Source organism: Pseudomonas sp. GW101-3H06 (assembly GCF_059424605.1).
The window spans coordinates 5,092,829-5,115,282 of the sequence record NZ_JBWKZO010000001.1 but is presented as its reverse complement, the minus strand read 5'-3'; the positions used below and the strand labels follow the sequence as shown (position 1 = coordinate 5,115,282).

Below are 22,454 nucleotides of genomic sequence, written 5' to 3'. Positions count from 1 at the left end.
GCACCCGCACCGCCTGTTCGGCAGCCTTGGCCTGCAGCAGGTTCTGCACGCTCTCGGTGAGCATCTTGCTGCTGGAGGCGCTGACCAGTTCATCGTTCTGATTGGTCTGGTAGAAGTTCATGCCGACGATCAGCGTGACCACGCCGAGCAGGCACAGACCGGAGAGCAGGACAGTTTTCAGGCGGATGGACAGTGAGTCGAACATAGGGCGAACTCGCGAATGGATGAGTGTTGGCTGTGAGTCGGGTTGACTCGATACGCCAAATCCATTCAGCGCCATTCACTGCACATCGGCGCGGGAATGGCGTTGCATGAGAGGGGTTCCGACGAACGGTCATGGTTGAACGTTTGCGCGGGAAAATATGCCGCAAATCAATAAAAAAACAGAAAAAATCGCCAACGGGTTCAGGAGGATTCCGGTCGCGACCAGATCCAGAGATTGACCATCCCCATTGCGGCGACGGCCAGGTAGATCGGCCAGCCATGATCGAGCATCACCAGCATTAGCGTGGCGCACAGCAACATGCTGACGGTGGCGCTGACCTTGGCCCGACGCGCAATGATTTTGCCGTTGCGCCAGTTACTGAGCAGAGGGCCGAACAGTCGGTGGTTTTCCAGCCAGGCACTCAAGCGTGGCGAACTGCGGGTGGCAGCCCAGGCGGCCAGCAGGATGAATTCGGTGGTTGGCAGGCCGGGAATGACGATGGCAATCAGGCCGATGCCCAGGCTGATGCAGGCCAGCAGACCGAAGAGGAGGCGGATGAGTTTGGAGGAGGCTGGCATGGGCTCGGGGGGGCGTGAGGCGGATCGGGATCTTGCAGACTTGCTCGGACCATTGTGGGAGCGAGCCTGCTCGCGAATGCGGTGTGCCAGCCGACATAAATGCTGGATGTGCCGGCCTCTTCGCGAGCAGGCTCGCTCCCACAGGGGATAGTGTTTCTTCAGGCGAGTTCCGGGGTGTAAGCCTGCTCCAGCAACACGGTAAAGCGGTTGAACGCATCGATGGCGCCTTTATCCAGCTCGGCTTCTTCCTGGGCGCTGAACTCCAGCCCATCGAGTGTCTTGACGAAACGCTTCCAGCCTTCAGCACGGCCACCGGCCGGTTCACCCAGGTGACGGGCACCGAAGGTTTCGCTCAAGCCAAGGCCCACGGCGCGCTTGATCAGGAACGCCGCGCCCAGTTTCGAACCTTCGGAGACGAAGAGCCAGCCCAGCGCCTCAGCCTTGCTCGGGTTACTGACGGCACCAGCAATCGGCGCCGGCACGTCCGTTTCCAGGTCCGCCAGGTCAGCCTTGGCCGCTTCAGCACGGCAGCGATCAGGCAGGTCAGGGACGATGGCAGTCAGCTCGGCATCGTTGTACAGCGCTACCAATTCCGACTGGAACAAGTACTGCGCCACAACGAAACGGGCGAAGTTGGTCTGTGTTTCGAACGGGGCGTGGGCTTTGACCAGGGCGTCGAGTTTGCTGTGGGGTTCGTGGGTGATCTGGTTCAGGCGTTGCGAGCGCAAAGCCGGGCGTTGAGCGGTGTCCTGGGTGGTCATGGGAAGTCCTTGAGAAAGAGAAGTGCCTGCTAACGAGACGAATGAGCAGGCGCATGACAGTAAAAATCCTCACAACGCGACGTTCATCAAGTCGCGCTGCGTGGTGATCGTGGTCAGATATCCCAGATCAGGTTGACCGCGAAGTTGCGGCCCGGTTGAGTCAGGCGATCGAGGTTGGCCGGTTGTGTTACCGAGGCTTCGCCGACGTTGTCGTAGCCGCGCACGTCATCCCACAGCCAGTACTTTTTGTCGGTCAGGTTGTACACGCCACCGCTGACAGTCACGTCGTCGGTCACTTTGTAGTAGGCGCTCAGGTCCAGCACGCCGAAGCCCGGAGTCTTGAACTGGCTGCTGACGCCGTCCGGCGACTTGAAGTTGCTGTCGTCGACGCGATCCTTTTTCTTGACCAGGGTCCAGCTGAGCAAGCCGCCATAGTTGTCCTGGTCGTAACCGAGGCCGAGCACCCCGGTCAGCGGGTTGACGCTGTTGATCGGCTCGCCGTTGTCGTTGTTGCGCCCGTAGGCGTATGCCACCGATCCCTGGGTATAGAGGCCTTGTGGCGCACCAAGGGCGTCGAGGTTCAGGCGGCCCTTGATCTCAGCCCCCTTGATGGTGGCATGTTTGATGTTGGCGCTCTGGAAGGTCGGTTCGTCATAGCCTGGGGTCACGGCGTCTTCGTTGATGAAGTCGCGGTACTTGTTGTAGAACACCGCCACGTCGAAGTAGCCCTGCTCGAAGTTGCCCCGCAGACCGGTCTCGTAGCTTTGGCTTTTTTCCGGATCCAGATCCGGATTCGGTTCCACGCGGTAGCCGGCGGCGGTGTTATCGAAACGTCCGTAAAGTGCCTTCGCGGTCGGGGTGCGGAACCCTTCGGCGTATTGGCCGTACCAGGTGTAATGGTCGTTGAAGGCGTAGGTCAGGCCGAACTTGGGCGAGACTTTGTGCCAGGTCTTGTTGTCGTCGCTGACGGTGCCGCGACCATCGGCGGCCACGGTGTTGAGAAACGCCTGGGTGATGTGCGGCTTGAGCTCGGTGTAGTCGTAGCGCAGGCCCGGTAGAAAGGTCCAGTTGTTCCAGCTGATCTGATCCTGGGCGAACACGCTGTAGGTGTTGATGGTCGGGTCCGGGAAGTCGCTGGATTTCTTCAGTACGTCCGCCGTGCTGGTGGCACCGATGGCGGTGCAGCCGCGACCGACCGCCAGGCAAGTACCGTTACCGCTGCGCGAGCCAGTGACTTTTTGCTGCTTGAGGGTGGTGCCATAGGTCAGCACATGCTCGGTGTCGGCGATGCTGAAGGCTTTATCCAGTTGTGCATCGAACACCCACTGCTTTTCTTCGTAGATCGTGTCCCGGGTACGCAGGACCTGGCGGGTGATCGGAAAGTAGAACTCATCGGTGCTCTGATCGGTTTTGGCGATCTGGTGGTTCAGGCTCCACTTGACGTTGTCCGCCAGCCGACTGTCGAGGACGAAGCTGTGCTCCAGGCCAAAACGCTCGCGGGTAATGGTGTCGTTACCGGTGCGCCACTGGTACATGCCGCCGGGCAGTACGCTGGCGGGAATGGTGGGGGCGCCCGCGAAGAACGGGCCGCCGTAAGCGCTTTTCTGGTCGGTGTCCCGATCGTCCTTGTACTTCTCGTAAACCAGGCCCAGGCGCGAATCTTCGTTGTAGTTCCAGCCGATCTTGGCCAGCACGTTGCTGGCGCGCACGTCTTCCGGGTTGGCGGCGGTGCGTGTCAGGCCGGTGCTGTTGTTGCTGCCATAGGATTCGGTTTCATGACCGTCGCGCTGGCTGTAATGCAGCAGGCCGTCGAACTGATCGGCGCGACCGGCCACGGTGGCGGACTTGAGCCAGCTTTCGTCGGCGGAGCTGTAACCGGTCTTCAGGCGCGCACCGACGTCCTGGCCGGGCTTGATGATGTCGTCCGGGTCGAGGGTGAAGTAACTGACCGCGCCGCCGATGGCATTGCTGCCGTAGAGTACCGAAGCCGGACCGCGGAGAATTTCGACGCGTTTGATGATTTCCGGGTCGACGTAGTTGCGCTGGGTCTTGGCGTAAGGGCCGTTGAAGAAGCCGTTGGGTATTTCAACACCGTCGATCTGGGTCAGCACGCGGTTACCGTCGATACCACGGATGTTGTAGCCGCTGATTCCGCCCCGTGTACCGGCACCCCCCACGGAAACGCCGGGCTCGTAGCGCACCAGTTCCTTGATGGTATTGACGTTGTTGCGGTCCAGTTCTTCGCGAGTGTGCACAGTGACGGTGCTGGGCACGCTGTTCACGTCCTGCTCGTTACGCGTGGCGCTGATGGTCACCTGTTGCAGATTCAGGGTGCCGGCGCTGGTGCGGCGTTCCAGCACGATGTTGTTATTGCCCAGTTTGCGGTAGCTCAGGTTGGTCCCCACCAACAGGCGATCCAGGGCTTTTTCCGGCGCCAGCGACCCGCGCACCCCCGGCGATGTCACCCCTTCAGCCAGTTCTGCCGGCAAGCCGACCTGCCAGCCTGTCACGGCGGTAAAGTCATTGAGTGCCGAGACCAGCGGCTGGGGCGCGATGGCGAACGCGTAGTCGCCCATGTTGCGGCTGGGCTGTTCGGCAGTGGCGGCCATGACCGGTGCAGTGCCGGCCATCAGGATGGCAGCGGTCAGCAGTGAGAGCATGCGCGAAGGTGAAGAGGACTGGCGGGTAAGGCGAGAGGACATCGATAGCGCTCCGTGTCGCACGAATCTTTATAGGTGCTGATTGGCATTCGTAGATGCGAATCAATTGCATTGGCTATAACGAGACGTATGAGCTTTGGCTATCGAGTAAAAATAATTCGGGTTTAGTTGAGAATGACCAGCGCGGGGAACTCCTTGAGCCGTGCCGAGGTGATGTGGGCCAGTGAGCGGACCACGTCCAGCGGTTGGTCGAGACGGTAATTTCCGGTCACGGCGACATCGGCCAGCTGCTCATTGTTGTTGATGATCCAGCCCGGATAGTAGCGACGTAACTCCGCCAGCACCTGGTTCAGCGGGCAGTTTTCGAACACCAGGCGACCCTGGACCCAGGCCAGGTCGGTGGCGGCGTCCAGTTTGGCCGGACGGTCGAAACCATTGGGGCCGATGCGGATGCTTTCGCCGGCCGTCAGGCGAACCCTTGCGTCATCGCGGGTGGCGCGCAGATCGACATCGCCGCGCTGCACTCGAACCTGGGTCACGCCATCCAGATAACGCACGGCGAATGCTGTGTCGCGAACGCTGGCGGTGACCGGGCCGGCGTCGATCTCCAGCGGTTGGCCGCGATGGGGCTGCACCTCGAAAAACGCTTCGCCCTGATACAGGCGCGCCACACGCTGTTGGTCGTTGATGGTGCTGGAAAATGCCGAGTTGGTGTTGAGCAGGACTTTCGAACCGTCCTCCAGTTGCAGGCGCTGGCGTTCACCGACCACCGTCAGGTGATCGGCCTGCAGGCGCAGCGGCAGATTGCTGAAACTGAACAGGCCGAGGATCAGCACAGCAGCGGTGGCCAAGGGTTTCCAGTGCGGGCGCAGGCGCGACAGCAGGGTGACTTTGGCTGGCCGTGCTGCCAGGCTTTGCGCGCACTGCGTGACTTGCGGACCGTTCCAGATCGCCTGGGCCCTGGCGAACGCCTCTGCATGGGCCGGGTCGGCCGCCAGCCATTGGTGGAACTGGCGGGTCTGTTCTTCGCTCGGGCTGTCCAGCACGATCAGCCAGTCCAGGGCCTGGTCCATCGCCTCTGCAGTGGCCTGCGCCGGTGAGGGCGAAGGGGAGCGGTGGGTGTCCGTCACGGGGTTTCCTCAGGCTTTTGAAAAGCAGTTTCAAGCTTCAAGCTTCAAGCTTCAAGCTTCAAGCTTGGTTAGGCCTTTGACTTGCCGTTTTTAACTTGCGGCTTGCAGCTTAAAGCCTGGAGCTGCGTCCTGCGACGCCCATACAGATCGTCATGATCAGTTTCAGCTCCTTTTGCACGGTACTGAGAGACACGCCGAGTTTTTCGGCGATCTCCAGATAGCTGTGCCCGTGCAGGCGACTGAGGATGAAAATTTGTTGCTGACGGGGGCTGAGTTGACTGAGGCGCACGTTCAGACGCTCGAGCAATTGTTCGGCATGGGCGGCGTCCTCGGCACTGCTGGCGGAGGCGGCGACGCTTTCCACCACGTCCAGCGGCACGTCATCGACCATGGTGCGCGAGTGAATGCGTCGCGCACGCAAATGGTCCAGCGCCAGGTTGCGGGCGGTCTGGAAAACGAAGGGTTCCAGGTGATCAATGGTCCGCTCGCCGAGCGCGCGGGCCACGCGCAGGTAGGTCTCCTGCAGCAGGTCTTCAGCGGTGCTGTGATTGTTGACCATCCGCTCCAGCGTGCGCAGCAGGGACACTCGCTGGGTGATGAAGACGTCGTTGAAGCGCGATTGACTCACGGGAAGACCTGATCCGTTTCGAGCGAATGATAATGCTTATCATCCGCTCGAATGGTCAAGTATTGATTTGTGAAGCTTTACGCACGGCCCTGCAAATACGTCGCGTAATCCGGAATCCGGTGCTCGTGCGCCTGATCCATCAACGGGCTGCTGAGCAGGTAGTCAGCACTGCATTCGTTGCAGGCCACCGGGATGTTCCAGACCGCCGCGACCCGCAGTAGTGCCTTGATGTCCGGGTCGTGGGGTTGTGGTTCGAACGGGTCCCAGAAGAACACCAGCATGTCGACCCGTTGCTCGGCAATTCGCGCGCCGAGCTGTTGGTCACCACCCAGTGGGCCACTGATCATGCTCTCCACCGGCAGGTCGAGGCGCTGTTGCAACAACAACCCCGTGGTGCCGGTGGCGACCAGTTCATGCTGCGCCAGCCGGTCTTTCTGCCGCTCGGCCCAGTCCAGCAAAAACACTTTGCAATGGTCATGGGCGACCAGGGCGATACGCTTGCGCGCCGCCAGGGTCTTTTGCGTGAAGCTGATACCGATCATCGGGTGCTGCTCCTGCTTGGCGGCTTATTCGGCGTTGCACAGCGCCAGGCAGTTATCGAGCATGCGGTTGGAGAAGCCCCATTCGTTGTCGTACCAGGCCAGCACTTTGAGCAGTTTGCCGCTGGATTTGGTGTGGTTGGCGTCGAAAATCGACGACAGCGAGTTTTGGTTGAAGTCGCTGGAGACCAGTGGAAGGGTGTTGTAGCCGAGAATTTTCGAGTGCTGGCTGGCTTCTTTCATGATCGCATTGACTTCGTCGGCCGACGCTTCGCGCTTGAGCTGTACGGTGAGGTCCACCAGGGACACGTTGATCACCGGTACGCGCACCGCCATGCCGGTCAACTTGCCGGCCAGCTCCGGCAACACCAGGCCGACCGCTTCGGCGGCGCCGGTCTTGCTCGGGATCATGTTCTGGGTGGCCGAGCGCGCGCGGTACGGGTCGGTGTGATAAACGTCGGTCAGGTTCTGATCGTTGGTGTAGGCATGGATGGTGGTCATCAGACCGCTTTCGATGCCCAGTTCGCGGTGCAGCACCTGCGCCACCGGAGCCAGGCAGTTGGTGGTGCACGACGCGTTGGAAATAATCTGGTGCGACTGGCGCAGAATGTCGTGGTTGACCCCGTACACCACAGTGGCGTCGGCGCCCTTGGCTGGAGCCGAGATGATCACTTTGCGTGCGCCGGCCGTAATATGCGCGGCGGCTTTGGCCCGGTCCGTGAACAGACCGGTGCATTCGAATACCACATCAATCTTTTCCGCGGCCCAAGGCAGGTCGGCCGGATTGCGAATGGCGCTGACCGCGATACGGTCGCCGTTAACGGTGAGGCTTTCCTGATCGTGCTGGACATCGGCGTCGAACGTGCCGTGAACAGTGTCGTACTTGAGCAAGTGCGCATTGATTGCGCTGTCCCCCAAGTCGTTGATGGCGACGATCTGCAAATCCTGACGATAGCCTTGCGTATAGAGTGCGCGAAGGACGTTACGGCCAATACGGCCAAAACCATTGATTGCGATTCGAAGAGTCATTTATCAGCGCCGCCGTCGTTTTGTTGTTGGAATTACAAGATTATTCGCAAAAAAATAGAAAACAAGCCTTTTTAATGGCAATATTTTGTTCAATCTACAACGAGTGACCTGAATCAACTGGTCCGAATGGTCAAAAAAACCGTCTGTCATCCCATCGACACCGGTGTTTGATCAGCATAGACAATCAGGTCGCCACATCCGTTAGCCTGGAGTTCTACACATGCATCCCCGCGTCCTTGAGGTCACCGAACGGCTTATCGCCCGCAGTCGCGCCACGCGTGAGGCTTACCTTGCACTGATTCGTGGCGCGGCCAGCGACGGTCCGATGCGCGGCAAGCTGCAATGCGCCAACTTCGCCCACGGCGTGGCCGGTTGCGGCAGCGACGACAAGAACAGCTTGCGGATGATGAACTCCGCCAACATCGCAATTGTTTCGTCATATAACGACATGCTCTCGGCGCATCAGCCATACGAGGTCTTTCCGGAACTGATCAAAAAGGCCCTGCGCGAGATCGGCTCGGTCGGTCAGTTCGCCGGTGGCACCCCGGCCATGTGCGATGGCGTGACCCAGGGCGAACCGGGCATGGAGCTGAGCCTGCCCAGCCGTGAGGTGATCGCGCTGTCCACCGCCGTGGCGCTTTCCCACAACATGTTCGACGGCGCGCTGATGCTCGGTATCTGCGACAAGATCGTCCCGGGCCTGATGATGGGCGCATTGCGTTTTGGCCATCTGCCGATGATTTTCGTGCCGGGCGGGCCGATGGTGTCGGGCATTTCCAACAAGCAGAAAGCCGACGTGCGCCAGCGCTACGCCGAGGGAAAGGCCAGCCGCGAAGAGCTGCTGGAGTCGGAAATGAATTCCTACCACAGCCCCGGCACCTGCACCTTCTACGGCACCGCCAACACCAACCAGTTGCTGATGGAAGTCATGGGCCTGCATTTGCCGGGTGCTTCCTTCGTCAACCCGAACACGCCATTGCGCGACGCCCTGACCCGCGAAGCGGCGCATCAGGTGACGCGCATTACCAAGCAGAACGGCGACTACCTGCCGATCGGCGAAATCGTCGACGAGCGTTCGCTGGTCAACTCCATCGTTGCCCTGCACGCCACCGGCGGCTCGACCAACCACACCTTGCACATGCCGGCCATCGCCATGGCGGCGGGTATCCAGTTGACCTGGCAGGACATGGCCGATCTCTCCGAAGTGGTGCCGACCCTGAGCCACGTCTACCCGAACGGCAAAGCCGACATCAACCACTTCCAGGCCGCGGGCGGCATGTCGTTCCTGATCCGCGAACTGCTGAACGCCGGGTTGCTCCACGAAAACGTCAACACCGTGCTGGGCCATGGCCTGAGTCGCTACACCCAGGAACCGTTCCTCGACAACGGCGAGCTGGTCTGGCGTGAAGGCATCACCGAAAGCCTCGATGAAAGCATCCTGCGCCCGGTCGCTCGCGCGTTCTCGCCAGAGGGCGGCTTGCGGGTGATGGAAGGTAACCTCGGTCGCGGGGTGATGAAGGTCTCGGCCGTGGCCCTGGAAAACCAGATCGTCGAAGCCCCGGCCATGGTGTTCCAGGATCAGCAGGACCTGGCCGACGCGTTCAAGGCCGGTTTGCTGGAGAAGGATTTCGTCGCGGTGATGCGCTTCCAGGGGCCGCGCTCCAACGGCATGCCGGAACTGCACAAGATGACGCCGTTCCTCGGCGTGCTGCAGGATCGCGGCTTCAAAGTCGCCCTGGTGACCGACGGACGCATGTCCGGCGCATCGGGGAAAATCCCGGCGGCCATTCACGTCAGCCCCGAGGCTTATGTGGGCGGCGCTTTGGCGCGGGTGCAAGAGGGCGATATCATCCGCGTCGATGGCGTCAAAGGCACCCTGGAGCTTAAGGTGGACGCCGAAGAATTCGCAGCGCGCACGCCGGCCAAGGGCCTGTTGGGTAACAACATTGGCACCGGTCGCGAACTGTTTGGTTTCATGCGCATGGCCTTCAGCTCGGCGGAGCAGGGCGCCAGCGCCTTTACTTCTGCCCTGGAGACGCTTAATTGAAACTGGCTTTGGTCGGTGACATCGGTGGGACCAACGCACGGTTCGCGTTGTGGAAAAACCAGCAGCTGGAATCGGTCCAGGTGCTGGCGACGGCCGACCATGCCAGCCCGGAAGAGGCCATCAGTCTCTATCTGAGCCGGTTGGGTCTGGCGCCGGGTTCGATCGGTTCGGTGTGCCTGTCGGTGGCCGGCCCGGTCAGCGGCGACGAATTCAAATTCACCAATAATCACTGGCGCCTGAGCCGCACGGGATTTTGCGAGACCTTGCAGGTGGAGCAGTTGCTGCTGGTCAACGACTTCTCGGCCATGGCCCTGGGCATGACCCGTTTGCAGCCGGGCGAATTCCGCGTGGTCTGCGAAGGCACGCCGGAGCCGTTGCGTCCGGCGGTGGTGATCGGTCCGGGCACCGGGCTGGGCGTCGGCACCTTGCTCGATCTCGGCGAAGGGCGTTTTGCCGCGCTGCCGGGGGAGGGCGGCCATGTCGATTTGCCGCTGAGCAGCCCGCGTGAGACTCAACTGTGGCAACACCTCTTCAATGAGATCGGTCATGTCAGCGCCGAAACGGCGTTGAGCGGCGGCGGCTTGCCGCGAGTCTACCGCGCGATCTGCGCGGTGGATGGCCACGCGCCGGTACTCGACACCCCGGAATCGATCACCGCAGCCGGCCTGGCGGGCGACCCGATTGCACTGGAAGTACTTGAGCAGTTCTGCTGCTGGCTCGGTCGCGTGGCCGGCAACAACGTGCTGACCACCGGTGCACGCGGTGGCGTTTACATCGTCGGCGGCGTGATTCCGCGCTTCGCCGATTTCTTCCTCGAAAGCGGTTTCGCCCGGTGCTTTGCCGACAAGGGCTGCATGAGCGATTATTTCAAGGGGATACCGGTGTGGCTGGTGACGGCGCCGTATTCGGGTTTGGTTGGCGCGGGTGTGGCGCTGGACCAGGCCTGAAACCGCGTCGCCCCCTTTCGCGAGCAGGCTCGCTCCCACAGGATCGCCGATAACCTTGTGGGAGCGAGCCTGCTCGCGAAGAGGTTCTCACAGACACCAAAGATTTACGCACGATCAGGCATAATCCGCCCCAATTCCAACAACAAGGATGCCTTCGAAGTGAGCTCAATCAACAAGTCGATATTGTTGGTCGATGACGATCAAGAGATACGCGAGTTGCTGGACACCTACCTGACCCGCGCCGGTTTCCAGGTACGTACCACGCCCGATGGTGCCGGTTTTCGCCAGGCCCTGAACGATGAACCGAGCGACCTGGTGATCCTCGACGTAATGCTGCCGGACGAGGACGGTTTCAGTTTGTGCCGCTGGATTCGCCAGCATCCGAAGCGGGCGCAAGTGCCGATTATCATGCTCACCGCCAGTTCCGACGAGGCCGACCGGGTCATTGGCCTGGAACTGGGTGCCGACGATTACCTGGGCAAACCTTTCAGTCCCCGTGAATTGCAGGCACGCATCAAAGCCCTGTTGCGCCGTGCGCAGTTCGGTCAGGAACGTTCCGGCAGTGAAGTGCTGGCCTTCGATGACTGGCGGCTGGACATGGTCAGCCACCGACTGTTTCACATCGATGGCGAAGAAGTGATTCTGTCCGGCGCGGATTTCGCCCTGCTGAAACTGTTCCTCGATCACCCCCAGGAAATCCTCGACCGCGACACCATCGGCAACGCCACCCGTGGCCGTGAATTGATGCCGCTCGATCGCATCGTCGACATGGCAGTCAGTCGTCTGCGTCAGCGCCTGCGCGACACGGAAAAACCACCTCGGCTGATTCGCACCGTGCGTGGCAGCGGCTACCAGTTGGCCGCCAATGTGATTGCCAGCAATGGCCACTGAATCCCTGCGCAAGCTTGCCGGACGAATACCCGTGCCACGCTCGCTGCTCGGGCGCATGTTGCTGCTGACCCTGCTGGCGGTGTTGTTCGCCCAGGCGCTGTCGAGCGTGATCTGGGTTTCGCAATTGCGTGCCACGCAACTCGAAGGGCTGGTCACCAGCGCCCGCAGCCTCGCCCATTCGATGACCGCCAGCGTCAGTTATTTCCGTTCGTTGCCGGTGGCGTTTCGGCCGTTGGTGCTCGACCAATTGCGCAGCATGGGCGGCACGCGGTTCGTGGTCACGCTCAACGACAAACCCTTGGGCATGGAGGTGCTGCCGATCACCCCGCGCAAGGCCGCGGTGATCAAGGCGGTGGACGAAGTGCTGCGCCAATCCCTGGGGCAAGACACCGATCTTTCGGTGAACTTTGTCAGCCCCGAAGACCTGCGAATTTTCAATGGCGGCCTGAAACTCGATGAGTTGCCACGCTCCTGGGCGCACTACGCGCTGACGCTGGAGCCGGTGAACCCGCCGGTGCTGGTGACGCAAATCCAGATGGCGCCGGGCGAATGGCTGTACATCGCTTCGCTGTTGCCCGAGCCCTACACCAGTCTTGAAGAGCAAGGCCTGCCGGCGCAGCAGGTGTGGTTCATCGTCCTCACCAGCGGCTTTCTGCTGTTGTTCATTGGCCTGCTGGTGCACTGGCAGAGCCGGCCACTCAAGCGCCTGGCGCGTGCTGCGCGGGACTTGTCGCTGGGTGCCGACGTCGAGCCGGTGGCCGAGGGCGGGGGCAGTGAAGTAGTCGAAGTCGGTCGTGCCTTCAACACCATGCGCGAGCGCATCAGCCGTTACCTGACCGAACGCAGCCAGTTGTTCAGTGCGATTTCCCATGACTTGCGCACGCCGATTACCCGGCTGCGGCTGCGGGTCGAATTGCTCGAAGATGAAAAGCTGCAAGCCAAGTTCGGCCGCGATCTGGATGAGCTGGAGCTGCTGGTCAAGGGCGCGCTGCAATGTGTGAAAGACACCGATATCCATGAAAACATCGAGCAGGTGGATCTCAACTATGTGCTCGACTGCCTGGTGGAACCGTATCTGGCACCGAACGGCAACGGTCGCGTGACCCAACAGGGGCGGGCGCTGGCCACCTATCCGGGCAAACCGCTGGCGCTCAAGCGCTGCATCGGCAACCTCATCGACAACGCCCTGAAATACGGCCAGAACGCGCACCTGCACATCGATGACGATGAGAGTGCGTTTGTGCTGCATGTCGACGACGAAGGCCCCGGGGTTCCCGAGCAGCGGTTGGAGCAGGTGTTCGAACCGCATTTTCGCCTGGCCGGGCAGCAGCAGGGGTATGGGTTGGGGCTGGGGATTGCGCGCAATATTGCCCATAGCCATGGGGGGGAAGTCAGCCTGCAGAATCTGCGTGAAGGTGGTTTAAGGGTGACTCTTCAATTGCCGCGCAGTGTTGATTAGGGATACCGCGTCATCGTGCTTCGCGAGCAGGCTTCAAGGCAATTGTCACTGGTTGGTGACATAACTCGCCCCCTTCGTTACAAGCCCGCCCCGGCCGGTTGTTTAGACTGCCTCTCAGTCATAACAACAAAAAAGGCCCCCCATGGACCACTTCCAACCTGCCTTCAGCAGTTGGCTGAACGCCCCCGCCCATCAGCAATGGCTCGCTGCCGAAGGCCTGCGCCTGCTGGGTTTCGCCAAGGCTTCGAAGCTACCTGAAGGTTTCGGCAATCTCGACGAACGAGGCCATCTGCCTGCGCACGTGCAAGCCGAAACCATGAACACCGCGCGCATGACCCACAGCTTCGCCATGGCCCACATTCAGGGCCTGCCAGGTTTCGCCGAGCTGGTGGATCACGGCATCCAGTCCCTGCGCGGACCGTTGCGCGATGCACTGCATGGCGGCTGGTTCGCCGTTGCCGAACACCGTGACGGCAACACCGGCAAGAACGCCTACCTGCATGCCTTCGTGGCGCTGGCCGCGAGTTCCGCGGTGGTGGCGCAACGTCCCGGGGCGCAAGCCTTGCTCGACGATGCCATCGACATCATCGACACGTATTTCTGGTGCGAGGAAGAGGGCGCCATGCGCGAATCCTTCAACCGTGACTGGAGTGAAGAGGAAGCCTACCGCGGCGCCAACAGCAACATGCACGCCACCGAAGCCTTCCTCGCCCTGGCCGATGTCACCGACGACAACCGCTGGCTGTGCCGTGCCCAGCGCATCGTCGAACGGGTGATTCATGGTCACGCTGCCGCCCATGATTATCGGGTGATCGAGCATTTCGACCGCGACTGGCAGCCGCTGCGCGAGTACAACCGTGACAACCCGGCCGACGGTTTCCGCCCCTATGGCACCACGCCGGGTCACGGTTTCGAATGGGCGCGGCTGTTGTTGCACCTCGAAGCGGCGCGGGTGCGCGCCGGCATGCTCACGCCGGGTTGGCTGGTCACCGACGCGCAGAAACTCTTCGAGCAAAACTGTCTGCATGGCTGGGACATCGATGGCGCGCCGGGCATCGTCTACACCCTCGACTGGGACAATCGCGCGGTGGTCCGCCATCGCCTGCACTGGACCCATTGCGAAGCCAGCGCTGCCGCCAGTGCCTTGCTCAAGCGCACGGGCGATGAGCAGTACGAGCGCTGGTACCGACTGTTCTGGGAATTTTGTGACCGTCATTTCATCGACCGCGAAGGTGGCAGTTGGCACCACGAGCTCGACCCGCTGAACCGTCCGAGCGCCGATATCTGGGCCGGTAAACCCGATCTTTATCACGCCTGGCAAGCACTGCTGATACCTCGCCTGCCCCTGGCGCCGAGCATGGCCAGTGCGCTGGCAGCATTGTCCCAGAGCGCTTCTGTGTAACCATGTGGTGACATTCGCGCGTCCCTTCGTTACCTGCGAAGGGGCATCCCCTGTTTAAAATCCTGTGTAGCGCAAGCACCAGACTTGCAATGCATAACAACAAGAAAGGTACTACTAGATGAATGCGATTTCTCGCCTCGCTACTGTCATTTCTCTCGCCTCCCTGGTTCCTCTGTCCGCGTTCCCGCTCAGTGCCCTTGCCGCCGATTCCAAAGGTTCGGTGGAAGTCGTTCACTGGTGGACATCCGGTGGTGAAAAGGCAGCGGTCGATGTCCTCAAGGCGCAAGTCGAAAAAGACGGCTTCACCTGGAAGGACGGCGCAGTCGCCGGTGGTGGCGGTTCCACGGCCATGACCGTTCTCAAGAGTCGCGCCGTCGCCGGCAACCCGCCGGGCGTTGCCCAGATCAAGGGGCCGGACATCCAGGAGTGGGGCAGCACTGGCCTGCTCAGCACCACCACGCTGACAGACGTCGCCAAAGCGGAAAACTGGGACGGCCTGCTGTCGAAGAAAGTCTCCGATACCGTGAAATATGAAGGCGACTACGTGGCCGTGCCGGTGAACATTCACCGTGTGAACTGGCTGTGGATCAACCCGGAAGTGTTCAAGAAAGCCGGGATCGACAAGGCACCGACCACCCTCGAAGAATTCTATGCCGCCGGCGACAAACTCAAGGCCGCAGGCTTTATCGCGCTCGCCCATGGTGGCCAGCCTTGGCAGGACAGCACCGTGTTTGAAGACGTGGTGCTGTCGGTCATGGGCGCTGACGGTTACAAGAAAGCCCTGGTGGAACTCGATCAGAAAACCCTGTCGGGCGCTGACATGACCAAGGCCTTCACTGAGCTGAAAAAAATCACCACCTACATGGACCCGAACCGCGCCGGTCGTGACTGGAACATCGCGGCCGCCGACGTCATCAACGGCAAGGCCGGCATGCAGATGATGGGCGACTGGGCCAAGAGCGAATGGACCGCTGCGAAGAAAGTTGCCGGCAAGGACTATCAGTGCGTGCCGTTCCCGGGTACCGACAAGGCCTTCACCTACAACATCGACTCGATGGCCGTGTTCAAGCTCAAGGCTGATCGCAAGGGTGACATCGCCGCGCAGCAAGATTTGGCCAAGGTCGCGTTGGGCACCGACTTCCAGAAAGTCTTCAGCATGAACAAGGGTTCGATCCCGGTCCGCACTGACATGCTGAACGAGATGGACAAACTGGGCTTCGACGCCTGCGCGCAAACCGCGGCCAAGGACTTCCTGGCGGACGACAAGACTGGCGGCCTGCAACCGAGCATGGCGCACAACATGGCCACCTCCCTGGCTGTGCAAGGCGCGATCTTCGATGTGGTCACCAACTTCATGAACGACAAGGACGCCGACCCGGCCAAGGCCAGCGCCCAACTGGCATCGGCCGTAAAAGCCGCCCAGTAACCCCCTGCACTGAGTAACCCTGTGGGAGCGAGCCTGCTCGCGAATGCGGTCTGACATTCAAAACAATTGTCGACTGATACACCGCTTTCGCGAGCAGGCTCGCTCCCACAAGGGGTCACTCTGATCCTTACATCTAAACCTGGATTATCCCGATGAGCTCTGTGGCGGTTTTCAGCAAAGCCTCACCGTTCGATGCGCTGCAACGCTGGTTACCCAAGTTGGTACTGGCGCCGAGCATGCTGGTCGTGTTGGTTGGCTTCTACGGTTACATCATCTGGACGTTCATTCTGTCCTTCACCAATTCCAGCTTCATGCCGAGCTACAAGTGGGTCGGCCTGCAGCAATACATGCGCCTGATGGACAACGATCGCTGGTGGGTCGCGAGCAAGAACCTCGCGCTGTTCGGCGGCATGTTCATCGGTATCAGCCTGGTGCTGGGGGTGTTCCTCGCGGTGCTGCTGGACCAGCGCATCCGCAAGGAAGGCTTCATCCGCACCATCTATCTGTACCCGATGGCGCTGTCGATGATCGTCACCGGTACCGCGTGGAAATGGCTGCTCAACCCAGGCCTGGGCCTGGACAAGATGCTGCGTGACTGGGGCTGGGAAGGCTTTCGTCTCGACTGGCTGGTGGACCAGGATCGCGTGGTGTACTGCCTGGTGATCGCTGCTGTCTGGCAAGCCTCCGGGTTTGTGATGGCGATGTTCCTGGCAGGCCTGCGCGGTGTCGATCAGTCGATCATCCGTGCCGCGCAAGTCGACGGTGCGAGCCTGCCGACCATCTACCTGAAGATCGTGCTGCCGAGCCTGCGCCCGGTGTTCTTCAGCGCCTTCATGATCCTTGCGCACATCGCGATCAAGAGCTTCGACCTGGTGGCGGCGATGACCGCCGGCGGGCCTGGCTACTCGTCCGACCTGCCGGCGATGTTCATGTATTCCTTCACCTTCAGCCGTGGCCAGATGGGCATCGGTTCGGCCAGCGCCATGCTGATGCTCGGTGCCGTGCTGACCATCCTCGTGCCGTACCTGTACTCCGAGCTGCGAGGCAAACGCCATGACTAATCAACTCGGCAAACCGGGCATCAGCTTCAGCCGTATCGCGATTTACGCCACGCTGCTTTTGGCCGCTGCGGTGTACCTGATCCCGCTGGTGGTGATGTTGCTGACCAGCTTCAAATCCCCGGAAGACATCCGCACCGGCAACCTGTTGAGCTGGCCGGCGGTGATCGACGGCATCGGCTGGATCAAGGCCTGGGACGTGGTCGGCGGCTACTTCTGGAACTCGGTGAAAATCACTGTGCCGGCGGTTTTGATCTCGACCTTCATCGGTGCCATGAACGGTTACGTGCTGTCGATGTGGCGCTTCCGCGGTTCGCAACTGTTCTTCGGTCTGTTGTTGTTCGGCTGCTTCCTGCCGTTCCAGACCGTGCTGCTGCCGGCCTCGTTCACCCTCGGCAAGTTCGGCCTGGCCAATACCACCACGGGCCTGGTGCTGGTGCACGTGGTCTACGGCCTGGCGTTCACCACGCTGTTCTTCCGCAACTACTACGTGAGCATTCCGGATGCGCTGGTCAAGGCTGCGCGGCTCGATGGCGCGGGCTTCTTCACGATCTTCTGGAAGATCCTGCTGCCGATGTCGATCCCGATCGTGATGGTCTGCCTGATCTGGCAGTTCACCCAGATCTGGAACGACTTCCTGTTCGGCGTGGTGTTCGCCAGCGGTGACGCCCAGCCAATCACCGTGGCCCTGAACAACCTGGTCAACACCAGCACCGGGGCCAAGGAATACAACGTTGACATGGCCGCCGCGATGATCGCCGGGCTGCCGACACTGCTGGTCTACATATTCGCTGGCAAGTATTTCCTGCGTGGGCTGACGTCCGGCGCGGTCAAGGGGTAGAAACATGGCAACTCTCGAATTACGCAACGTCAACAAGACTTACGGCGCCGGTTTGCCGGACACCCTGAAGAACATCGAACTGAAGATCGATGACGGGGAATTCCTGATCCTGGTCGGCCCGTCCGGCTGTGGCAAATCCACGTTGATGAACTGCATCGCCGGCCTGGAAACCATCAGCGGCGGCGCGATCCTGGTGGACGATGCCGACATCAGTGGCATGAGCCCCAAGGATCGCGACATCGCCATGGTGTTCCAGTCCTACGCGCTGTACCCGACCATGAGCGTGCGCGACAACATCGCCTTCGGCCTGAAGATTCGCAAAATGCCGACCGCCGACATCGATGAAGAAGTCGCACGGGTTTCCAAGCTGTTGCAGATCGAACACCTGCTCAACCGCAAGCCCGGCCAGCTCTCCGGTGGTCAGCAACAGCGCGTGGCGATGGGCCGTGCGTTGGCGCGGCGGCCGAAGATTTATCTGTTTGACGAGCCACTGTCCAACCTCGACGCCAAGCTGCGGGTCGAGATGCGCACCGAAATGAAACTGATGCACCAGCGCCTGAAAACCACCACGGTCTACGTGACCCACGACCAGATCGAAGCCATGACCCTGGGCGACAAGGTGGCGGTGATGAAGGACGGGATCATTCAGCAGTTCGGTACACCGAAGGACATCTACAACAACCCGGCCAACCTGTTCGTGGCGAGCTTCATCGGTTCGCCGCCGATGAACTTCATCCCGCTGCGCCTGCAGCGCAAGGACGGTCGTCTGCTGGCGCTGCTCGACAGCGGCCAGGCCCGTTGCGAGTTGCCGCTGGGCATGCAGGACGCCGGTCTCGAAGATCGTGAAGTGATCCTTGGCATGCGCCCGGAGCAGATCGTCCTGGCCAACGGCGAGGCCAACGGTTTGCCGACCATTCGCGCCGAAGTCCAGGTCACCGAACCGACCGGCCCTGACACCCTGGTCTTCGTCAATCTCAACGACACCAAGGTCTGCTGCCGTCTGGCGCCTGATGTTGCGCCAGCGGTGGGCGAGACCCTGACGCTGCAATTCGATCCATCGAAAGTGCTGCTGTTCGATGCCAAGACCGGCGAACGCCTGGGGGTTGCCGGCCTGCCGAAAACCGAGAGCCACGCTGCCAACGTCGCTCAATTCAAAGGCCGCTGAAGATCAAAAATTGTGGGTGATCGATGTGGGAACGAGCCTGCTCGCGAAAGCAGTGTGTCAGACGACATCTGTGTTGAATGCCAGACCGTATTCGCGAGCAGGCTCGCTCCCACAGGGGGATATCTGTGATGGGCGGCCTGTCGCCTGCCACAACCGATGTAACCGCGTTAAACAAAAAAGTTAATAACAATAAGACGAGGATGTAGGGATGAAGAAGAACAACAACGCTCAGCTTATCTGCCAGTTATCAGCCGTCGCGGCCATGATGCTGGCCGGTAGTGTGCACGCCGCTGACGCGTTTAGCGCCGATTCCGAATGGATGACGGGTGATTGGGGTGGCGAACGGACCCGGCTGATCGAGCAAGGCATCGACATCAAGATGGACTATGTCGGTGAAGTGGGCGGCAACCTCCATGGCGGGTTCAACGATGACAAGACCGCCCGCTACAGTGATCAGTTTGGCCTGGGCGCGGCGCTGGACCTGGAAAAACTGTTCGGCTGGGACAACACCCAGGCCAAGATCCAGCTGACCAACCGTAACGGTGAAAACATCTCCAATGACCGTGTCGGTGATCCGCGAGCCGGCACTTTGAGTTCCTCCCAGGAAGTCTACGGCCGCGGCCATATGGTCCGTCTGACCCAGTTATGGATCAAACATCAGTTCTTCGACAACAAACTGGACATCAAGGCCGGTTACTTCGGCGAAGGCGAAGACTTCAACTCCTTCCCTTGCGAGTTCCAGAACCTGGCATTTTGCGGTTCCCAGGTGGGTAACTGGGCGACCAATATCTGGTACAACTGGCCGGTCAGCCAGGCCGCTATTCGCCTGAAGTGGAACATCTCGCCCGAGTTTTATGCGCAGATCGGCGCGTACAACCAGAACCCGTCGCAACTGGAACACGGTAATGGCTTCAAGCTCAGCGGCAGCGGCACCAAGGGCACCGTCTTGCCGGTCGAGCTGGTCTGGCTGCCCAACCCGGGCAACCTGCCGGGCGAATACCGTGTCGGTTACTACAAAAGCACGGCCAGCGCCGATGATGTTCGCGAAGACGACAATGGCAATGACGCAGCCACCAGCGGCAATGCCTATCGCAGCCACAGCAGCAAGCACGGCTACTGGTTCGTTGCACAGCAACAACTGACCACCCACAACGGTGACGCTTCCCGCGGCCTGAACATCGCCGCTAACGCCACTTTCCACGACAAGGACACCAACATCGTCGACAACTATCAGTCGTTGATGTTCGTGTACAAGGGGCCTTTCGATGCGCGTCCAAAAGATGACCTCGGCATCGGTTTTTCCCGTATCCATGTCAACGATGACGTGAAGAAAAACGCCGAGCTGGTGAACGCCGCCAATGGTGTTACCGATTACAACGATCCCCTGTTCTCGCCACTGCGTGACACCGAGTACAACTACGAACTCAACTACGGCTTCCACGTCACCAACTGGCTGACCGTGCGTCCCAACCTGCAATACATCACTCATCCGGGCGGTGTGGATGAAGTCGATAACGCGCTGGTGGCCGGCCTGAAAATTCAGTCGGTGTTCTGACGCGGTTGCGATAAGCTCCTCTCTATGTGCGCATTTTGCGGACAGCCATGGCTGTCCGCTTTTTTTTGGGGTGGCGCACCCAGGTAAAGATGATTTTCAGGACCGTGGCACATGCTTGAGCATCCGCTACAACGCTTCTTCAAATCCTTGCGCGAACGACCGGTGTTTGCTTGGGAGCGCTATCAGAAGCGCGATGTGTTGGTGATTGATCATCCGCTGTGTCAGGCGGTGTTCAGTCGCCAGGGCGCGCAGTTGCTGCACTTTCAGCCCCGGGGCCAGAAACCCTGGCTGTGGTGTGCGGCGAAGTGGCCGCAGGTCGGGGCCATTCGCGGTGGCGTGCCGGTGTGTTGGCCGTGGTATGGCCGTCATCCGAGTGAAAATGCCTGGCCGTCCCATGGCTGGGCACGCTTGCTTGACTGGAAACTGCTCGACAGCAGCAGCGATGATGAGGGCGTGCGCCTGCATTGGCGGCTGGAGTTGTGCGATTGGCAAGTGGACCTGCACGCGCACCTCGGTGAGCGCATGGACCTGCGCCTGAGCACCGAGCATCACGACAGCCTGCCCTGCCAATTGAGCCAGGCGTTGCACGCCTACTGGCGTATTGGTGACGTGGGTGAGGTAGCGCTGTCTGGCCTCGACGGCGCGCAAGGTTACGACCAGTTGAACCGGCAGATTTGCCAGCAGGAAGGCGAACTACGGGTTGATGGCGGATGTCAGCGCGTGTTCCAGCATGACGGCGAACTGCAGCTCAACGACCACGCCTGGCAGCGGGCGTTGTGCATCGATACCGGTGACACGGCGGACACGGTCGTGTGGCATCCAGGCTCCCGGCCCTTGCTTGGGGTGAGCTGGAATGAGATTTCAGAATTCGTTTGCGTAGAAGCGGCAAGCGGCGGCACCGATAGCCTGTGTTTGAAGCCAGGGGAGCGGGCGCATTTGAGTTTGCAGGCGCGGGCGGGGGCCTAGATTAGGGTTTTGTGGTGTTGGGGCGGCCGCCTTCGCGAGCAGGCTCGCTCCCACACTAGGTCTTCAGTGGACACAGGATGTGTGTTCAACGCAGGCCCGCTGTGGGAGCGAGCCTGCTCGCGAAGAGGCCCGGTCAGTCAATGAAAATACTGGATCAGTTGAATTCGTCACCCACCGGATACCGGCTGGCATTCAAGCTCTCCTTGATCTTGCGCAAGTGCGGCTGGAAGTCCACGCCACGGCGCAAGGTCATGCCGGTGGCGAGCACGTCCAGCACGGTCAGTTGAATGATCCGCGAGGTCATCGGCATGTAGATGTCAGTGTCCTCCGGCAGCGGGATGTTCAGGCTCAAGGTGCTGGCCTTGGCCAAGGGGGAGTTCTCCGCGGTCAAGCCAAGCACCGATGCGCCGTTTTCCCGGGCGATGCGGGCCACTTCCACCAGTTCGCGGGTGCGGCCGGTGTAGGAAATGATCACGAACAACTCGCCGGTGTGCGCTACCGACGCAATCATGCGTTGCATCAGTACGTCGGCATGGGCGGTGACGGCCAGGTTGAAGCGGAAGAACTTGTGCTGCGCATCCAGGGCCACCGGGGCTGAAGCGCCGAGGCCGAAGAAGTGGATCTGCCGGGCCTGGATCAACAGGTCGACGGCGCGGCTGATCAGGTTCGGGTCCAGCGCCTGGCAAGCGCTGTCCAGGGACGCAATGGCACTGCCGAAGATTTTCTGGGTATAGGCTTCCGGGTTGTCGTCGGCCTCCACCGCACGGCTGACGTACGCCGCACCGCTGGCCAGGCTCTGGGCCAGTTGCAGCTTGAGCTCGGGATAGCCGCTGACGCCGAACGAACGGCAGAAACGGTTGACCGTCGGCTCGCTGACCGAGGCGGCCTGGGCGAGGGCGGCGATACTGAACCGGGTGGCCTGCTGTGGGTTGAGCAGGATCACTTCGGCGACTTTGCGTTCGGCCTTGTTCAGCTCTTCAAGGCGATTCTGGATCTGTTCCAGTAGATTTCGCACGCGGTCCATTTGGAATTCCTTGATTCACCTGCGCCGATAAGCGCACGGCTAATGCAAAAAGGGCCTTTGATGCGGCCCGTAACGGTGGCCTATCCTACTGATGGCTCCGTCCGACCACCACTCGGAATCTGTATTTTGCGAAAATGTTGTGG

General features: G+C 60.8%; 19 protein-coding genes. 11 read left to right on the top strand and 8 right to left on the bottom strand.

Annotated features, from left to right (window positions below):
* Window positions 1–405 precede the first annotated feature (405 nt).
* From AC07ZE_RS23425 to gap, 7 genes are all read right to left on the bottom strand, one after another.
* Window positions 406–783: a YbaN family protein gene (locus AC07ZE_RS23425; protein ID WP_207266815.1), complete on the bottom strand. Its 378-nt coding sequence runs from the start codon at window positions 781–783 to the stop codon at window positions 406–408.
* A 158-nt stretch (window positions 784–941) separates the two neighbouring features.
* The gene (locus AC07ZE_RS23420) at window positions 942–1,544 is read right to left on the bottom strand and encodes a biliverdin-producing heme oxygenase (protein WP_207266814.1); all 603 of its coding nucleotides are present in this window, start codon (window positions 1,542–1,544) and stop codon (window positions 942–944) included.
* A 113-nt stretch (window positions 1,545–1,657) separates the two neighbouring features.
* Entirely contained in the window at window positions 1,658–4,246 is a 2,589-nt protein-coding gene (locus AC07ZE_RS23415; protein WP_207266813.1) for a TonB-dependent receptor, read from the bottom strand.
* A gap of 122 nt (window positions 4,247–4,368) precedes the next feature.
* A complete protein-coding gene (locus tag AC07ZE_RS23410) occupies window positions 4,369–5,334 on the bottom strand; it encodes a FecR family protein (RefSeq protein ID WP_207266811.1) in 966 nt (321 codons plus the stop codon).
* A 109-nt stretch (window positions 5,335–5,443) separates the two neighbouring features.
* Window positions 5,444–5,962 (bottom strand): RNA polymerase sigma factor, encoded by a 519-nt coding sequence (locus AC07ZE_RS23405; RefSeq protein WP_207266810.1) that lies wholly within the window; start codon window positions 5,960–5,962, stop codon window positions 5,444–5,446.
* Window positions 5,963–6,039: 77 nt separating this feature from the next.
* Window positions 6,040–6,504, bottom strand: coding sequence for a methylglyoxal synthase (locus AC07ZE_RS23400; RefSeq protein WP_207266809.1), 465 nt, complete (start codon window positions 6,502–6,504; stop codon window positions 6,040–6,042).
* Window positions 6,505–6,528: 24 nt separating this feature from the next.
* A complete protein-coding gene (gene gap / locus AC07ZE_RS23395; protein WP_095193197.1) occupies window positions 6,529–7,530 on the bottom strand; it encodes a type I glyceraldehyde-3-phosphate dehydrogenase in 1,002 nt (333 codons plus the stop codon).
* A gap of 220 nt (window positions 7,531–7,750) precedes the next feature.
* Here gap and edd point away from each other — a divergent pair, with 220 nt between their 5' ends.
* The 11 genes from edd (at window position 7,751) to AC07ZE_RS23340 (ending at window position 21,287) form a co-directional block, all read left to right on the top strand.
* Entirely contained in the window at window positions 7,751–9,577 is a 1,827-nt protein-coding gene (gene edd / locus AC07ZE_RS23390) for a phosphogluconate dehydratase (RefSeq protein WP_207266808.1), read from the top strand.
* Complete coding sequence (locus tag AC07ZE_RS23385) at window positions 9,574–10,524, top strand: glucokinase (protein ID WP_207266806.1); 951 nt, start codon at window positions 9,574–9,576, stop codon at window positions 10,522–10,524. The genes edd and AC07ZE_RS23385 overlap by 4 nt, the downstream gene beginning before the upstream one ends.
* Window positions 10,525–10,683: 159 nt before the next feature.
* The gene (locus AC07ZE_RS23380; protein ID WP_207266805.1) at window positions 10,684–11,415 is read left to right on the top strand and encodes a response regulator; all 732 of its coding nucleotides are present in this window, start codon (window positions 10,684–10,686) and stop codon (window positions 11,413–11,415) included.
* Between the two features lie 31 nt (window positions 11,416–11,446).
* The gene (locus AC07ZE_RS23375) at window positions 11,447–12,874 is read left to right on the top strand and encodes an ATP-binding protein (protein WP_404940900.1); all 1,428 of its coding nucleotides are present in this window, start codon (window positions 11,447–11,449) and stop codon (window positions 12,872–12,874) included.
* Between the two features lie 142 nt (window positions 12,875–13,016).
* Window positions 13,017–14,276, top strand: a complete 1,260-nt coding sequence (locus AC07ZE_RS23370; RefSeq protein ID WP_207266803.1) for a D-mannose isomerase — start codon at window positions 13,017–13,019, stop codon at window positions 14,274–14,276.
* Window positions 14,277–14,394: 118 nt separating this feature from the next.
* Window positions 14,395–15,702, top strand: a complete 1,308-nt coding sequence (locus AC07ZE_RS23365) for an ABC transporter substrate-binding protein (RefSeq protein WP_207266802.1) — start codon at window positions 14,395–14,397, stop codon at window positions 15,700–15,702.
* A 152-nt stretch (window positions 15,703–15,854) separates the two neighbouring features.
* Entirely contained in the window at window positions 15,855–16,763 is a 909-nt protein-coding gene (locus tag AC07ZE_RS23360) for a carbohydrate ABC transporter permease (RefSeq protein ID WP_095193204.1), read from the top strand.
* The gene (locus tag AC07ZE_RS23355) at window positions 16,756–17,601 is read left to right on the top strand and encodes a carbohydrate ABC transporter permease (RefSeq protein ID WP_095193205.1); all 846 of its coding nucleotides are present in this window, start codon (window positions 16,756–16,758) and stop codon (window positions 17,599–17,601) included. The genes AC07ZE_RS23360 and AC07ZE_RS23355 overlap by 8 nt, the downstream gene beginning before the upstream one ends.
* Before the next feature lie 4 nt (window positions 17,602–17,605).
* Window positions 17,606–18,766, top strand: a complete 1,161-nt coding sequence (locus AC07ZE_RS23350) for an ABC transporter ATP-binding protein (RefSeq protein ID WP_207266801.1) — start codon at window positions 17,606–17,608, stop codon at window positions 18,764–18,766.
* Between the two features lie 208 nt (window positions 18,767–18,974).
* Entirely contained in the window at window positions 18,975–20,321 is a 1,347-nt protein-coding gene (locus tag AC07ZE_RS23345; protein ID WP_207266800.1) for a carbohydrate porin, read from the top strand.
* A 111-nt stretch (window positions 20,322–20,432) separates the two neighbouring features.
* Window positions 20,433–21,287: a D-hexose-6-phosphate mutarotase gene (locus AC07ZE_RS23340; protein ID WP_207266799.1), complete on the top strand. Its 855-nt coding sequence runs from the start codon at window positions 20,433–20,435 to the stop codon at window positions 21,285–21,287.
* 154 nt (window positions 21,288–21,441) lie between these two features.
* Here the strand turns inward: AC07ZE_RS23340 and AC07ZE_RS23335 are convergent, their stop codons facing one another.
* On the bottom strand, window positions 21,442–22,302 hold the full coding sequence (locus AC07ZE_RS23335; protein ID WP_170948639.1) for a MurR/RpiR family transcriptional regulator: 861 nt from the start codon (window positions 22,300–22,302) through the stop codon (window positions 21,442–21,444).
* Between the last annotated feature and the right edge of the window lie 152 nt (window positions 22,303–22,454).

Bases quoted from the DNA above. Each gene is read 5' to 3' on its own strand.
- AC07ZE_RS23400 (WP_207266809.1), bottom strand. From the start codon at position 6,504: ATGATCGGTATCAGCTTCACGCAAAAGACCCTGGCGGCGCGCAAGCGT.
- AC07ZE_RS23360 (WP_095193204.1), top strand. From the start codon at position 15,855: ATGAGCTCTGTGGCGGTTTTCAGCAAAGCCTCACCGTTCGATGCGCTG.
- AC07ZE_RS23370 (WP_207266803.1), top strand. From the start codon at position 13,017: ATGGACCACTTCCAACCTGCCTTCAGCAGTTGGCTGAACGCCCCCGCC.
- AC07ZE_RS23425 (WP_207266815.1), bottom strand. From the start codon at position 783: ATGCCAGCCTCCTCCAAACTCATCCGCCTCCTCTTCGGTCTGCTGGCC.
- AC07ZE_RS23365 (WP_207266802.1), top strand. From the start codon at position 14,395: ATGAATGCGATTTCTCGCCTCGCTACTGTCATTTCTCTCGCCTCCCTG.
- AC07ZE_RS23340 (WP_207266799.1), top strand. From the start codon at position 20,433: ATGCTTGAGCATCCGCTACAACGCTTCTTCAAATCCTTGCGCGAACGA.
- AC07ZE_RS23415 (WP_207266813.1), bottom strand. From the start codon at position 4,246: ATGTCCTCTCGCCTTACCCGCCAGTCCTCTTCACCTTCGCGCATGCTC.
- edd (WP_207266808.1), top strand. From the start codon at position 7,751: ATGCATCCCCGCGTCCTTGAGGTCACCGAACGGCTTATCGCCCGCAGT.
- AC07ZE_RS23355 (WP_095193205.1), top strand. From the start codon at position 16,756: ATGACTAATCAACTCGGCAAACCGGGCATCAGCTTCAGCCGTATCGCG.
- AC07ZE_RS23345 (WP_207266800.1), top strand. From the start codon at position 18,975: ATGAAGAAGAACAACAACGCTCAGCTTATCTGCCAGTTATCAGCCGTC.
- gap (WP_095193197.1), bottom strand. From the start codon at position 7,530: ATGACTCTTCGAATCGCAATCAATGGTTTTGGCCGTATTGGCCGTAAC.
- AC07ZE_RS23350 (WP_207266801.1), top strand. From the start codon at position 17,606: ATGGCAACTCTCGAATTACGCAACGTCAACAAGACTTACGGCGCCGGT.
- AC07ZE_RS23420 (WP_207266814.1), bottom strand. From the start codon at position 1,544: ATGACCACCCAGGACACCGCTCAACGCCCGGCTTTGCGCTCGCAACGC.